The organism is Brevibacillus humidisoli, assembly GCF_020923435.1.
Classification (GTDB): domain Bacteria; phylum Bacillota; class Bacilli; order Brevibacillales; family Brevibacillaceae; genus Brevibacillus_E; species Brevibacillus_E humidisoli.
The window spans coordinates 243170-257931 of sequence record NZ_CP087263.1 but is presented as its reverse complement, the minus strand read 5'-3'; the positions used below and the strand labels follow the sequence as shown (position 1 = coordinate 257931).

The 14762-nt window shown below is 53.4% G+C and carries 13 protein-coding genes; 7 read left to right on the top strand and 6 right to left on the bottom strand.

Annotation, left to right across the window (positions count from 1 at the left end):
* Window positions 1–112: 112 nt before the first annotated feature.
* The 3 genes from LOK74_RS01310 to LOK74_RS01300 all read right to left on the bottom strand — a co-directional run bounded on the left by LOK74_RS01310 (window position 113) and on the right by LOK74_RS01300 (window position 3164).
* Entirely contained in the window at window positions 113–1045 is a 933-nt protein-coding gene (locus LOK74_RS01310) for a DNA-3-methyladenine glycosylase family protein (protein WP_230044811.1), read from the bottom strand.
* Between the two features lie 17 nt (window positions 1046–1062).
* Window positions 1063–2007: an S-layer homology domain-containing protein gene (locus LOK74_RS01305; protein ID WP_230044809.1), complete on the bottom strand. Its 945-nt coding sequence runs from the start codon at window positions 2005–2007 to the stop codon at window positions 1063–1065.
* A gap of 236 nt (window positions 2008–2243) precedes the next feature.
* Window positions 2244–3164 carry a proline dehydrogenase family protein gene (locus LOK74_RS01300; protein ID WP_230044807.1) on the bottom strand — a complete coding sequence of 307 codons (921 nt, stop codon included), beginning with the start codon at window positions 3162–3164 and terminating at the stop codon, window positions 2244–2246.
* Window positions 3165–3722: 558 nt separating this feature from the next.
* Between LOK74_RS01300 and LOK74_RS01295 the strand changes: the two genes are divergently transcribed.
* From LOK74_RS01295 to LOK74_RS01285, 3 genes are read left to right on the top strand one after another with little or no spacing between them, the layout of a single operon-like run.
* A complete protein-coding gene (locus LOK74_RS01295; protein WP_420908768.1) occupies window positions 3723–5132 on the top strand; it encodes a sigma-54 interaction domain-containing protein in 1410 nt (469 codons plus the stop codon).
* 5 nt (window positions 5133–5137) lie between these two features.
* Complete coding sequence (locus LOK74_RS01290) at window positions 5138–6286, top strand: winged helix-turn-helix domain-containing protein (RefSeq protein WP_230044803.1); 1149 nt, start codon at window positions 5138–5140, stop codon at window positions 6284–6286.
* A 57-nt stretch (window positions 6287–6343) separates the two neighbouring features.
* Window positions 6344–7624 (top strand): MFS transporter, encoded by a 1281-nt coding sequence (locus LOK74_RS01285; RefSeq protein ID WP_230044801.1) that lies wholly within the window; start codon window positions 6344–6346, stop codon window positions 7622–7624.
* A 12-nt stretch (window positions 7625–7636) separates the two neighbouring features.
* On the opposite strand, the gene LOK74_RS01280 is transcribed toward LOK74_RS01285, so the two are convergent.
* Window positions 7637–8740, bottom strand: a complete 1104-nt coding sequence (locus LOK74_RS01280; protein ID WP_230044799.1) for a PQQ-dependent sugar dehydrogenase — start codon at window positions 8738–8740, stop codon at window positions 7637–7639.
* A 184-nt stretch (window positions 8741–8924) separates the two neighbouring features.
* On the opposite strand from LOK74_RS01280, the gene LOK74_RS01275 reads away from it, so the two are divergent.
* Window positions 8925–9098, top strand: coding sequence for a DUF5325 family protein (locus LOK74_RS01275; RefSeq protein WP_230044797.1), 174 nt, complete (start codon window positions 8925–8927; stop codon window positions 9096–9098).
* Here the strand turns inward: LOK74_RS01275 and LOK74_RS01270 are convergent.
* On the bottom strand, window positions 9095–10192 hold the full coding sequence (locus LOK74_RS01270) for a tetraprenyl-beta-curcumene synthase family protein (RefSeq protein WP_230044795.1): 1098 nt from the start codon (window positions 10190–10192) through the stop codon (window positions 9095–9097). The genes LOK74_RS01275 and LOK74_RS01270 overlap by 4 nt on opposite strands.
* A gap of 163 nt (window positions 10193–10355) precedes the next feature.
* Here LOK74_RS01270 and LOK74_RS01265 point away from each other — a divergent pair, with 163 nt between their 5' ends.
* Genes LOK74_RS01265 through LOK74_RS01255 form a run of 3 tightly spaced genes read left to right on the top strand, consistent with a single transcriptional unit; the run spans window position 10356 to window position 13846 of the window.
* Entirely contained in the window at window positions 10356–11354 is a 999-nt protein-coding gene (locus LOK74_RS01265) for a TAXI family TRAP transporter solute-binding subunit (RefSeq protein WP_230044793.1), read from the top strand.
* 18 nt (window positions 11355–11372) lie between these two features.
* Window positions 11373–11909 carry a DUF1850 domain-containing protein gene (locus tag LOK74_RS01260; RefSeq protein WP_230044791.1) on the top strand — a complete coding sequence of 179 codons (537 nt, stop codon included), beginning with the start codon at window positions 11373–11375 and terminating at the stop codon, window positions 11907–11909.
* Between the two features lie 35 nt (window positions 11910–11944).
* Window positions 11945–13846 carry a TRAP transporter permease gene (locus LOK74_RS01255; RefSeq protein ID WP_230046877.1) on the top strand — a complete coding sequence of 634 codons (1902 nt, stop codon included), beginning with the start codon at window positions 11945–11947 and terminating at the stop codon, window positions 13844–13846.
* 60 nt (window positions 13847–13906) lie between these two features.
* Here the strand turns inward: LOK74_RS01255 and LOK74_RS01250 are convergent, their stop codons facing one another.
* Complete coding sequence (locus tag LOK74_RS01250; RefSeq protein WP_230044789.1) at window positions 13907–14680, bottom strand: YobA family protein; 774 nt, start codon at window positions 14678–14680, stop codon at window positions 13907–13909.
* Between the last annotated feature and the right edge of the window lie 82 nt (window positions 14681–14762).

Below are 14762 nucleotides of genomic sequence, written 5' to 3'. Positions count from 1 at the left end.
AATTTCAATATATTGTGCAATATATTATTCGACAATACAACATATAGTATTGACAAGCAAAATGTCAAGAGGAAACCATAAAATAAAAGGACGAGCCGACGGGGCCCGTCAATCATTGGATCATGATTGATTCCTTTCGTTTTACCGCTCCTACTGCCTCCCAGACATAGAGCGATACATAACTTCGCCAGGGACGCCAGCTTTCGCCAATGCGCCTGATCTCCTTTTCATCCGGCTTGTCCTCCAGTCGGTAGACGAGCTGGATGCCATTTCGCAAGCCAATATCGGCAGCAGGGAGCAGGTCCGGGCGCCCCATGCCGAACATCAGCAGGCACTCCACCGTCCATCGGCCCACTCCTCGCAGCGCTGTCAGGTGGTTGATGATTTCTTCATCCGCCATCTGTTCCAGTCGATCCAGCTCCACTTTGCCATCTACTACTGCGCGGGCAAAGTCGATGATGTACTCGGCTTTGCGTTGGCTGTACTGCAGTTCTCGCAGTTGCTCTACTTGCAGCCGGGCAATCGCCTCCGCGGTGGGAAAGACCAGATACGAGTGCCCGTCCCGGTCTACTACTTGATCGCCGCACAACTGCAGCAGGCGGCGGGCTAACGTCGCAGCAAAGGCAAGATTGAGCTGCTGCCCGATAATCGTGCGCACCATCGATTGAAACAGGTCAGGATCTAGCAGGAAACGGAGTCCGCGAAAGTGTTGGGTTAGCGGACGAAGCCACTTGTCTTCCGTCATACAAGCATACAGCGGGGCCAAATCGACGTCTGCGCTGAACATATGTCGAATCGTGGCTAACAGTTCTGCTTGTCCGGCAGCAGAAAGCGACGCGTCCGTCTCCACTTCGATACGCGGCTGCTCCAGGTCACCGGCAAAGCGAAGCGTCACCACATGCGGTCTGTTGTCGATGCGAAACGCACGCTTCAATATGCGGGATTCCGGCTCCACTCGCAGTTGATCATCCGGGTGAGTCTCCAATCTGCGGAGCAGCCGTTCAAACGAGTAAGGCGGTTTTAACTCAACAACGGCAGAAAACATCTGTTCTCCTTCTCCTTTTACGGTAGATACTGCTCAACGATCTTTACGACTGCCCCGTTGTGCAGGTACAAGTGGTAGGGCGCGCGAAAGCCATCAGCAAACCGTTCTCCTGTCAGGCTAGTCTGGAAGTCGGATAACGTAACCCGTTTGCTGCCATCCGCTGACTCGGGACCCCAGACGAGAATCACTGCCTCTGGTGATAGGGCAACGGGTTCATAGGTTTCGCTTTCATTTTGGATGTAAAAACCATTGGGAGCAGTGCAGGACTCTGTCGCTGCATCACATCGACCGTCTGCGATCATCGCTGTCTTGATCGCTTGTTCATCCGTCAACCATTTTGCCTCATCCAATGAAGCGCTCCATTGCCCCTGTTGCCCAGAGAGTGCAGAGATGTAGCCAAACCGCTGCTGACTCACCAGTTCAAACGCCCGATCCAGCAGCACGGCCGCTTCCGCATAGGTGAGATAAGTGCTGGGGGATAACGTATCACCGGGATAACCCTTGACCAATCCAAGCTGATAAGCGACCTCCCACAAGGCATTGTTTTCCTCGCCGATCTGATCAACATCCGCGTATACCAGGTCCAACTGCGCCTCTTTTGCCGAAAACGAGCCTGGCGCTTTGCCAGCCGCATTGAGCAGTTTGACCAAGCCGCCTACTGCCCATCTGCGTTCGATCTTTCCGTCCTGCAGTTGGAGATGGGTATAGGCATTAATCCAATAGTGGTAGTCTTTGTGCTTTTCTGCCAACACAGGAGCAAAAACAACGGTTACCATCCGCTCCCACTCATCGGCTTCAATCGGCTTGTCCAACGATCCCTCGGGGATTTCTGCACCGATCGCCTGCATCACGGCAGCGGCATCTGCCGCCCAGTGAACGGGGGCTCCTGCTGAGGCGCTGGCAAAGCCCGGCAGTGCCCACATCATACTGAGGCCGAGCACAAGCCACAATATCGTTCTCATGACATCCCTCCATATACGGTACTTGTCCCCACACTGAACAGAGACACATAACATGGCGTACAAAGATCACATTGTCTCAAGTGTACCACTTACAGAAGGGAAGAGGAAATATCATCTGCTCTCCTTTAACCGACCACCGAAGCCAAACCCTCCACCGCAAATGAAAAACAGCCCACTACCGGCACTTTTCTTGCTCGGTAGTGGACCGCTTGATTACACTTACACAGTTCGTACCATTATTTGCTGAACAATCCCTTCAGCACAAAAGCGACGTTAGCTGGCCGTTCTGCGAGACGACGCATAAAGTAACCGTACCAATCGTTGCCATACGGAACATAGACACGCATCCGGTATCCTTCGTTTGCCAGTTCCACCTGTGACTGCGCCCGAATCCCGTACAGCATCTGGAATTCAAACCGATCACGCGGGATATCATACTCTTTCTCCAACTGCTTGACATAGTTGATGATGTTGTCGTCATGCGTGGCGATAGCGGCATAGTTGCCGTTGAGCAGGTGCTGTTTGATGATCTTCTTGTAATTCTCATCGACATCTGCCTTCTCCGGATAGGCTACCTCCGGCGGCTCCTTGTACGCCCCTTTTACCAGACGCAGGTTCACCCGCTTTTCTTTCAATCGTTCGATGTCGTCGGACGCCTTGTAGAGATAAGCTTGAATCACCGTGCCTACATTATCGTAGTCGCGCAGCAGTTCCTCCAGGATCTCCAGGGTTACCTCGTTGTGCGCATAATCCTCCATATCGATCCGCACAAAGTTATTGCCATAGCGCTTGGCCGCATCGAGAATACGCCGCATGTTGTCCATGCAGAGCTCTCGGCTAATGTCCAGTCCTAGCTGGGTCATTTTCAATGAGAGGTTGCAGTTGACACCAGAGGTATGAATCGACTCCAGCGTGCGAATGCAGTAATCTGCTGATTCGTTGGCTTCCTCCACACTAAACACGAATTCACCCAGGTGATCGAGCGTACAGAGCAGCCCCTTCTGGTTTAAGTCGCGTACGGTCTGAATCGCTTCAGCGATCGTTTCTCCGGCAACCACTCGACTTGCCCCAAAGCGAAGTCCCCATTTCTTTGCCGCTGCATTTAACGTTTTGTTTTTCGAAAGGAACAGGAAAAAATTTTTCAACAATTGTTCCATCAGTCCGCTTCTCCTCCTCGTAACATCTGTGTGACATCTAACCAAGCACAAACTGTGCCAAGTTGCTTGTCTCACATTTTCCCGGAAATAACGATACCATCTGCTCAATGAATAAACACATATGTACAGAATTGTGTCTAATGAAGTACACTTATGAGTAAATACATCAGACATGAGTCTTATTTCTTAGGATGTGATCATTTGAAACCATTATTCTCCCTGTATCATCGGCTGGATTCGTTGGCTGCACCGCTCCCCGCAGATGCTGTTATCATACGCAGCAGCCCGCTCAGTCGTGTGTCTACACCTGACGGAGGGGCCACAGACGTATTGATTATTAGCGGCGAGATTCCGTTGATCGAAGCATTCAATCAATTGGTAACGTTCACGCAGCGATCAAACGGTCAACCAACAGAATCCCCCTCCCTCTGGCCTGGTGCTCTGCTTGCCGAAAACCCTGCCGGTGAGAGCGGGCTGATCCCAGTCCCTCACCTGCTCGCCGTGGTCGCAGAAGCAGCAAATAATCAATCGGTGTTGCTGGACACACTGCTGGACACGATGAGCGAGGCGACAACGATTGTAGACAGCGAGAATCAAGTGGTCTACTGGAACCGTGCGGCAGAAACCATCTATGAGATCTCTCGCGAAGAAGTGGTCGGCACGCCACTTGATCGGCACTTCGCCAGCGAATCGATCCGGTTGAAGGACGCACTTGCCAACGGCACGACGGTGCGGCGTGTGTATCACATCCCCCGGCCCGACACCCATGTCTTGATCAACTCCTCGGCCATTCGCCGCCAAGAGACGATCATCGGGGCGATCTCGATTGAGCAGGATATCACGGAGTTGGTGCGGTTAAATGAAGAATTGGAAAATGCCACAACCAACCTGCATCACCTGCAGCAGGAGATGAATCGTTATCAAGCTGCTGACGATCCCTTTTACACGATCAAAGGTCTCTCCGCTCCGTTGCAGACAACGATTCAGATCGCCCGCAAAGTGGCGCAGACGGATGCGACGGTGCTGCTGTATGGTGAAAGCGGCGTGGGCAAGGAGTTGTTCGCCCGAGCGATTCACCAGTCAAGCCGACGGCACGACAAACCGTTCATCGCGATTAACTGCGGCGCGATTCCGGCTGCTCTGTTCGAAAGCGAGCTGTTCGGCTATCAGGGCGGTGCTTTTACGGGGGCTGAGAAGCGGGGAAAACCAGGAAAACTGGAACTTTCAGACGGTGGGACGCTGTTTCTGGACGAGATTGGCGAACTGCCTCTTGAACTGCAGGTGAAGCTGCTGCGGGCACTGCAGGAACGGCAGTTTTACCGTGTCGGCGGAACCGACCCGATCACGGTGAATACCCGTATCGTGGCGGCCACCAACCGGCAGTTGGAACAGATGGTGGCAGACGGACGCTTTCGTGAGGATCTCTACTACCGGTTAAATGTCTTTTCCCTGGAAATCCCGCCGCTCAGACAGCGCAGGGAAGATATCTCCGAGTTGGTCCAGCTCTTTTTGCAGGAGTATTCAGCCGCCCATGGACAGCCAGTGCCGCGCATCGCAACAGAGGTGATGCAGGCACTGCTCAGCTACCCCTGGCCCGGAAACGTTCGTGAACTGCGCAACATTATGGAGCGCCTCTCCATTCTGCAGGAAAACGGCGTGATCCTGCCGGAACACCTGCCGAGCCAGATCTTGTCCCACTCCCGTTCTCTGCCGCTGTCAAACGGGTACACCGCAGAGACAGGCAGAAGACCACAAACGACTGTGGAAACAACCGTTGCTTCTCTCTTTCACGATGCGGCTGCCCTGTCTACTGCTGACGAACGAACGCGCATCATCGCAGCACTTGATCGAACCTACGGCAACAAAAAAGCGGCTGCCCAACTGCTGGGCATCTCCCGCGGCACCCTCTACAACAAAATGCGCAAATACGGACTCTTGATCAACAGCACTGATGAGACGGGAGGCTGAGAGATGTGGCTAGTTTTCACCTGGACGACGGTACATTAACGGTTTCACTGGCCGGTGAATCTGTCACCCTACTCCCGAAAGAATACGCCTTGTTCGCTTATCTGTTGAACCATCCGGATCGGACGCTTTCTCGCGAACAGCTGCTCGATGCCGTATGGCCCTCAGAGCACCCCACGGATCGAACCATAGACGATCATATCTACCGTCTGCGCAAAAGGCTCCGTCATTGGAGTCATTCGATGATGATCGAGACGGTTAGAGGGCAGGGGTATCGACTCAGATTGAACACAGAGCCGTCCTTTTACGGTCTGGCTCAGCACGATCAAGAATTTGTGGAAGGCTTCCGCAAGCTGATTGGAAAGTACCACTTGTACGGGATGGGCAGTGCTATGCTGACCATTGCGGCTCACCAGGACGTTCTGGGAATTAAAATGGATCGGTTTTATGAGGTGTACGTGCGGTTTGTCAGCGGAAAGTTTCACTGGATCGTCGACAATCAATCTCTTTCCTTTTGGGAGGAGAAGCTTCCCTACTTGCTGATTTTGTACAGCTATGTCCAATCTGATCATGAAAAAACGCTGTACTACTATCAACGGGCCCTTCAGTCGGGAAAACTATCCGCCGGCTGGCAGCACGACCTCAAAACCGAATTGGTGAGCTTGTACTTGTTCCTCGGTCGCCTGGAGCAGGCAAAGCAGGGGATTGAAGCGCTCAAGAAACAGTTGGCAACAACCGATGAGGATATCTGCCACTATCTGTTCGTGCTCGCCAATGAACTGAAGTACGGCTTGATCACGAACAATCAGTCCCTGCTAGACAAGGCACAGCAGCAGGTTGACGAGCGGCTTGCCCGTGTGCCCTATCTGCGCGAGCAGGGGACTCACGCCGTGCTCAAAGGCATGATCCTGTTACAGCGCGGAGCACGCGCAGCGGCTGTGTCCCATATCGATGAAGGACTGAACACACTGCGTTTTTCACGGTTTGCCCCTCATCTGATTCAATCTGTACGCAGCCTGTTGTTCTTTTTGGAACAATACCATCACGACCCTCCGCTGCTCTCCGCATATACCGCACTGTGGAACGAGTTGAAGGTAACGTACCGCTTTTTCGATTTGGAACAAAAAATCAGGCGCGAGTTGCATGCCTATCTCTGATATTCTTCTGACATTTCCCCGCTATCCTGCAAGTAGTACCGGATAGGGGGATTTATTATGCTGCAGCAAGCCGATGCGTCACTTTGGAGCAATCGTGTATTTGCCCGGATGTTCGTCTCATACAGTTTATCTACGTTTGGCGACTGGTTTGACTTCGTCGCGATGATGATCCTGTTCGGCTACGTCTGGCAGGCTGACCCCATCATGATGAGTCTGGTGCCGGTGGCCTACGCCATCCCCGGCATACTGGCTGGCCAACACGCCGGGGTACTGGCTGATCGCTATCGCAAGCTCCCGTTGATGATTGGGGCCGATCTGATCTGCGGAGTCCTTACCGTCGCGCTGCTCGCTGCTGACAGCCCGCTGTTGGCCCTGCCGCTGCTGCTGTGCCGCTCTGCCGCCAGCTTGTTTCACGAACCAGCCCAGCAGGCGCTGATTCGCCATATCGTTCCCGAGGAAAAACTGCTGGAGGCTACGACTTGGCTCGGCTCTGTCTTTCAGCTTTCCAAAGTGCTGGGGCCGTTGATCGGATCGGTCGTATTAACATTTGCCTCGGTGCAACTCTGTCTGATCATCAATGCAGCTAGCTTCTTCATCTCAGCCCTGCTGCTGCTCTCTGTGGCGCCTGAAAGTGAATCAGCGGGACAGCCGGAGTCTGATGGAGAAAATCAAGCCCCTGTGCAGATGCAAGGTGCCTGGAGAGAGGGATGGAGGATCCTCGCGACCAGTCGGATGCTGCTGGGCAGCTTTCTGTTTACGATGGTTGCTTTTGCCGCTGTGGAAATGATCGATATCCAACTGCCGATTATCTTCCGGGAGGCGGCTCCCGATCAACCGGAATTGACCGGTTGGTGCGTATCTGCCATAGGAATCGGATCGTTTCTCAGCCTCTTTGCCATCAACAGACGCAAGCGTCTGCGCTCGTACAGTTGGCCGATCGCCGGCGGTACCGTGCTGCTGGGCCTTATGTTTCTCTCCGTCGGGCTGTATACAGCAGGGACCCCGATCATTTGGCCGCTGACGATCGCCTTTGCTGGAGGAATCGGCAATGGGATGTTGTTTGCCGGATTTACCTACCTCGTGCAGACGGAAACGCCCAAAGAGGCAATCGGCCGCATCTACGGGATTATCGAATCAGTCAGAAGCGCCATTTTTATCATAGCTCCCCTGATCGGAGGCGGTTTGGTCAGCCTGCTGGGACCTGCCGTCATGTTTCAGCTGACGGGTGTCTTGATCGTGCTGATCGGTACAGTCGGCTTCATCGGCAAAAAGCGGATCTGGTCCGCTCCTCCCGCCCATGTGAAACAAGCGGAAACGCATTCGCTTCCGCTTAATTAACTCACTATGCTCCTATTTGCTCGTTGGCGGACGCAAACGGATGATGCGGTCGTCATCTCCGGCTGGTCGCCCACGTCCGTCGTGATTGTTGGTCAGCAGATACAGCGACCCGTCAGCCGCTTCGAAAACCGTTCGGATCCTTCCGTACCGCCCGTGCAGAATCGGCTGAACGGTCATATCCTCCACGTCTACAGCCAGCACCTGCTGCCCCCGCAAGTTAGCCAGCAGCAACCGTCCCTGCCACTCCCCCTGTGTGACAAACGTCATGCCCGATGGCGCCCAGGTCTCGGTGCCGCTCTGTACGAGCGGAGCTTGCAGCTGCCGAGCACGTCCTGCTCCCTCGATCAGCGGCCAGCCGTAGTTAGCCCCCGGTACGATCCGGTTCAACTCGTCATGAGCCGACTGCCCGTGCTCGGAACTGTACAGCTCTCCGGTCTGCGGATGCCAGGCCAATCCTTGTGGGTTGCGATGGCCCAAACTGTAAACAGGGGAACCAGGGAACGGATTGTCCCTGGGGATCTCTCCATCGAGAGCAATACGCAGGATTTTTCCGGCCAGACTGGACGGATCTTGCGCCAGATCAGGAACCTGCGCATCTCCAGTAGTGATGTAGAGATAGCCGTCCGGTCCGATTTTGATCCTGCCGCCGTTGTGAAACAGATTACCGGGGATGTCGTCCAGCAGCACATGATCGACTTGCACCTTGTTTCCTGCTTCTTTCAGCCGAATCACCCGGTTTTTCACCTCATCTCCTTGCCGATAGGAATGATAGGCGTACATATAGTGATTATCGGCGAAGTCCGGGTCGAGAGCTAACCCTAGCAGGCCTCCTTCGCCCTCGCTGAGAAACGGAGCCGGAAACGAAATGAGCGCTTCTTCCAGCACTCTGCCATCCTGAATCACGCGAATCGTACCGGGCCGTTCGGTAAAGAAGAGACGCCCGTCAGGAGCAGCAACCAGTTCCCACGGAACGTGCAGCCGCCCGGCGACGATTTCCTCCTGGTAGGGAATTTCTGCTGACGACGGTTTATCTCCGCCTACCCCCAGTTGCCATGGCAGGTCGCAACCTGTCTGCATCAGCAACAATCCGCCTGCCAGCACATGCAGCCACTTCATCCTGCTCTCCACTCTCCTCTCTCGGTACTTTGTGCGACGAGCTTGTTCTTTATCCCCTGCCTACTGATTTGGATGCCGAACCACCGTAGTTCGTTACATTCTACGCCACATTTTCAAAGAAAAAGCACTGTCCAGCCCGTGAATCGGCTATAATGAGGACAGTGCATGCAAGGAGGTAGAAACCATGACCCGCTATCAAGTCGTTACCCTCGGATTCGCCATTGGTGTGGCCGCCAGTTTGATCGGAGTCGGGATTTCCATCGGCGAACGAAGCACTGCCGGTATTGTCCTCTCTCTGTTGGCTGCCACACTGCTCATGGGTGGAGGATTTCGCTACAAAAAGAAACATCAGCGCTAACGCCGGACGAGCAGGCTGTTTAAGTAGAAAAAGAAGGTTGCCATGCTGTTGGCTCGTTTCATCAACTGTTTGGCGATGGTATAGATTTGCGGCTGATCGCGATTCACCTTGCGATCGACCAGGTAAAAAGCAACCAGTCCATTGACGATCAGACGATGGAACACCGGATTGGGCAGATCGTGAACACTCACTGTCGCCTGATCCAAAAAATACTGCAGTCGCTCGATAGCTTCCTCTTGGCTCTGATAGTAGCTGACAAAGTTAAGATCGCCCCCGACACGATCTTCTTCCAAATCGATCAAGTAATCGAGCAGGATGTGCAAGCCGCAGATCCACGGAAAATAAGCAGAGTCGATGGCCTGCGCCTGGCTCTTCGGCAGCTCGGGCTGAGTAGCGAGACAGAACAACGCAAAAATGCCAATCGTAGAGCCGGTCACCGCCGCGAATTCCTGCCAGTGCAGCTGAGGATACATAGGACGGTACTGCTCCCACCAGGCGAGCAGTTTCGCCTCCCGCTGATCGTGAGCGATGTGCTTGTAGACCTGTAAATCACTGTACAAACGGGAGAGTTCCAGCACGCGTTCCTGCACGATCGGATAAGACGGAAGAGACGCCACCTTTTCCTGACAGCTTCGAACGAGGTCAGCCAAAAATCCTCCGTCATCTTTTTGCTCTCGATAGCTATAATAATCCCGCAGTGGTGCCCCTGGCGTAAGGGCGTCCTGCATCGACAGATGAAGCTGTCGAAAATCTGCCGGGTCCAGTGAGGTGCTTCGGTCGCACAGATTATCCAGATAGTCGCTGATCGTCTGGTAAGCCACAATCAGCGGAACCAGGTTATGTACATGTGGAATCGCCTGGGCTGCGTAGACGGCTCCTCCTTGGCAATGGAACTTTTTTGTATTCATACTGGCCAGTGCCTGCTTTCTCAGTTCGGGGTCGGGCATCTGTTCAGCCCGACGATACCAAGCTGAAAAATCCCTCTCCAATTGAGGGTTGACGTGGCGGTATACCCGGTACATCAACTGCCACGGGTTTCTGATCGGCTTCCCCTGCACGCCTTGTGTTCCTCCTTTGTCGATCAATACATTCATCATACCACATTCCCGTCGCCTGTCCTCATCTGCTTCCCTTATCTTTTTCTTTTAACTTTTTGTAGGTTTCTGTAGGTTTACATGAGAAACTCGTATCATATATTTCAGAATGGTTTCTTTATGCTCTTGAGGAACCGCTTAAAGAAAAAAAGGGGGGCTTATCTTGAAAAAAGCAAAACTGATGTTAGCATCCATCGTGATGGCCAGCATGGCTCTGCTCGCTGCTTGCGGCAGTGGTAACGGCGGCGGCAACGCCGGCGGTGGCGAGGGCGGCAACGCCGGAAGCGGCGATCCGTCGCAGATGGTAATCGCAACTGGTGGTACAGGCGGTACGTACTATCCGCTCGGCGGCGCGATGGCAGAGCAAATCAAAGAAGCGACTGGTATCGCCACTACGGCTGAAGTAACTGGTGCTTCCGCTGAGAACATGCGCCTGATCAAAGACGGGGATGCCCACATCGCGTTTGTGCAAGGTGACATTGCCGACTATGCCAGCAAAGGCGTCAACATGTTCCAGGAAGACGGCAAAATCGAGAACTTCCAGGCACTTGGCGCATTGTATAACGAAACCGTACAGATCGTGGTGGCTGCTGACAGCAACATCAACAGCGTTGCCGACCTGAAAGGAAAACGCGTTTCTGTAGGTTCTCCCGGGAGCGGTACGGAAGCCAACGCTCAACAAATCCTGGAAGCGTACGGCATGACCTTCGAAGATCTGGAGCTGCAGCGTCTCTCGTTCTCTGACTCTTCCAAAGCGATTCAGGACGGCCAATTGGACGCCGCTTTCCAAACGGCAGGTGCGCCAACAGCCGCCATCACTGAGCTGGCTGCTACCAAGGGAGTTAAAGTAATCCCGCTTGACGCTGACAAGATCGCATCGCTGATTGAAAAGTATCCGTACTACGTCGAGGAGACTATCCCGGGCAACACCTATCAAACGGTGCCGGATGATGTGAAAACAGTTTCCGTACGAGCGATCCTGGTCGTGAAAAGCGATCTGAGCGAAGATCTGGTATACAAAGCAACAAAGGCGATCTTTGAGAATACGGACAAACTGCCTGCGAAGAAAGAAGCAATCAAGGCTGAAAATGCACTGCAAGGAATCAGTTTGCCGGTTCACCCTGGCGCGCAGAAATACTACGACGAAAAAGGCGTAAAGTAATCCTGCAAGATGGGGCAAATGAGCAACAGGTTTGGAATAAACCGGAAAGGGCGGATGAATGTCCGCCTTTTCTCCTTCATCCTGGCCTTGATTTTTTGTATTATTCTGGCAATGTTTCCATTTGACGATGCTTTGGTCATTCGGGACTCCCAGACAGGGCGGCTGCTGTGGGAAACCCCTGTTGACAACGGTCTATCTTTCGGCATTCGCTGGATTCACTCCATTCACCGAACACCCGTCGTGGAGTTTTTTCGCGTCGAAGGGAGCGAATTGGTGGAGTACCAGATGTCGTTTGAAGACTACGGCATTGGCATGAACAACCAGCTTGCCCCTGGTGAACAATTGGTTAACCGGAACGGAACCTTTTACGTTGAGAACATGCACCGTCTGTTTCCAGAGATCCGTCTCTACATCGGACAGGTACGTGCCAACCACACCCTGCTTTTTCAAGGAGAAGAAATACCGCTGCGCACGCTGGATCGACCAGGTTCATCGATTACGATCCGGGTGGAAAAGCGTTCGATCATCGACAGATTGGAGGGTAGTACATCGTGAGCACACCTAACGCACAACAAGCAGAGCTGAACGAGATGATGGCCAAGTTCGACAAAGAGTCGGCCTACCGCACGTTTCGTGGTCCTCTGCTGAAGATCAGCTTCGGCCTGCTCGTCCTCTTTTCTCTTTACCAGTTGGTCAGCTCTTATTTCTTTACGGTACCTCCACAAATCCATCGCCCGATCCACCTGGCCTTTGGCCTGGGTTTGATATACCTCCTGTATCCTGCCCGGAGCAAAAGCGATAAAACGAAAATCGGGATCGGAGGAATCCTGCTCAGCATCGTCGCCTTTCTGATCCCGCTGTACTGGGTGTACGATTATGACGGATTGGTGCTGCGGACAGGCCGCTACACGGAACTTGACCTGATCATCGGCGGCATCGGCATCCTGCTGGTAATCGAAGCGGCCCGGCGTGTGGTCGGATGGCCGATCACCATCATTGCCTCGCTGTTTTTGCTGTACTCGTATCTAGGCCCGTACATGCCCGGGTTCCTGGAGCACAGCGGCAAAGACCTCGACCGGATCATCGGTCACTCTTTCTTTACCCTAGAAGGGATATTCGGGACACCGATCTATGTCTCGTCCACCTTTATTTTCTTGTTTATCTTGTTCGGTGCCTTTTTGGAAAAGACGGGTGTCGGCCAGTATTTCAATGATTTGGCCTTGGTCATCGCTGGGCGCAGGATCGGCGGTCCAGCCAAAGTGGCCGTTTTCTCCAGTGCGCTGCAGGGCACAATCAGCGGCAGTTCGGTGGCCAACGTAGTTACATCCGGTTCTTTTACCATTCCGATGATGAAGCGATTAGGCTACCGCAACGAGTTTGCCGGTGCGGTGGAAGCTTCCGCCTCCACTGGCGGTCAGATCATGCCCCCGATCATGGGAGCGGCAGCGTTCCTGATGGCGGAATTCCTTGGCATGAACTACTGGGATGTAGCGAAAGCAGCAGCCCTGCCGGCGATCCTCTTCTTCGCCGGTGTTTGGATTATGGTTCACTTGGAAGCGAAGCGTCTGGGACTGCGCGGGCTGCCAAAAGAAGAAGTGCCGGACAAATGGGAAGTCTTGAAAAAGATTTACCTGCTGCTGCCGATCTTTGTGATTATCGGCGTCCTAGCTGCAGGCTACTCCGCAGAACGGGCGGCCATCATCGGGATTATCTCAACTGTGGTCGTCGGCGCATTCCGTCGGGAGACGCGGATGTCGATTCGCGACATCATGGAAGCGCTGGCATCCGGGGCCCGCATGGCGCTTGGCGTCGTTGCGGCAACCGCTTGCGCCGGGATTATCGTCGGCACAGTAACCCTCACCGGAATCGGACTTAAGCTGGCCAACGGTCTGATCGACTTGTCCGGCGGCATTCTGATCCTGACGCTGTTCTTTACGATGATTGCGTCGTTGATTCTCGGGATGGGAACACCGACAACTGCCAACTATATCATCACCTCGACAATAGCGGCTCCGGCGCTGATCCAGATGAATGTGCCTGATCTCTCGGCACACATGTTTACCTTCTACTTCGGGATTGTGGCCGACATCACGCCTCCGGTCTGTCTGGCTGCGTTTGCCGCATCGGGGATTGCCAAGTCAAAACCGATTATGACCGGTGTAGAGTCGACCCGGTTGTCGATCGCCGCGTTTATGGCTCCTTATATTTTTGTCCTGTCACCAGCCCTGCTTTTGATCAACACCACTTGGTACGGGGCACTCCTGGTGATGATTACCTCCCTGATCGGAATGATCGGTGTAGGAGCGGGACTGATCGGCTACTGGATGTCACCGCTCAATCCGCTTGAACGGATCATTTCCGTTATTGGTGGTGTCCTGGCGATCGTACCCGGGGGAACGACCGACTTGATCGGTTTTGCGCTGCTGGCGGCTACCTTCGGAATCTCCATCTATAAATCGCGGAAAAACAAAAGTTTGCCGCTGCAAGCATAATCATGCAAAAAGGCCCGGGGCTCTCCCGGGCCTTTCGATTACATAACCAAAGCAGATCGCTTATTCCACAATCAGGATTTTATCCGCTGCCGCTTGAGCCGGGTACGATAACGCAAACGGTCCTGTCACTACTGCTTTTACGGAGACACCTTTTTTTATGTCCTCCAGGGCGGCCGGCACATAGACATCCCCTTGTTGTTTGACTAGTTTCGTCTCCTCCGTAATGGTCAGCACGATTTTGTCGTAGCTGTCTGTCCGCTCCGGCTTCTCGACGAGTATCGTCGCCAAGCGTTTTGCCTCGCTTGTTGCTCCTTCCTGAGGTTGAATCAGCTTTACCTCTGTGACATTGCCATCGATATTGCTTGCCGCCTCGTCCTCGGTGGTCCAAGTATCATCGTTCCCCACTTTTTTGTTGCTGATTGATTCAACTACCGGTTTATAATCAGCAGGCAAGTACGTGACCGCTTTTGCTTCCGTAATGACTTGTGCATGTAATGTATCAGGCTGCGGGGCAATCAGCTCATAGTAGACGTTAGCTGTGCCATCATCGTTGAAGATGATCTCCCGGATGATCATCTGATAGCCGGCATTCGCCTTCGGCTCGCTTGTTAAGGTGATTTTGTTGACACCATTCGTCACGGCATCTATTTGGACATCAACTTTTTCTGCCTGTTCATCGTCTGTTCCTACTGCCGGTTCCTGAGAATCGACGATTTGTTGGGCAGGGGGTTGCAGCACTGTACGTTCCGCTACTTCTGATTGAGCAAAAGCAGCCCCCACCGAGACACTTATCAAGGCGCTAGACAAGAGCAGCGCTGTTTTCCATTGTTTCATCCATCTCACTCCCAATCGCATTTATGTGGTCGTTCTACACCTTTGGACTGGGGAAGGGGAAAAAACGTTTCAACAAATTTTC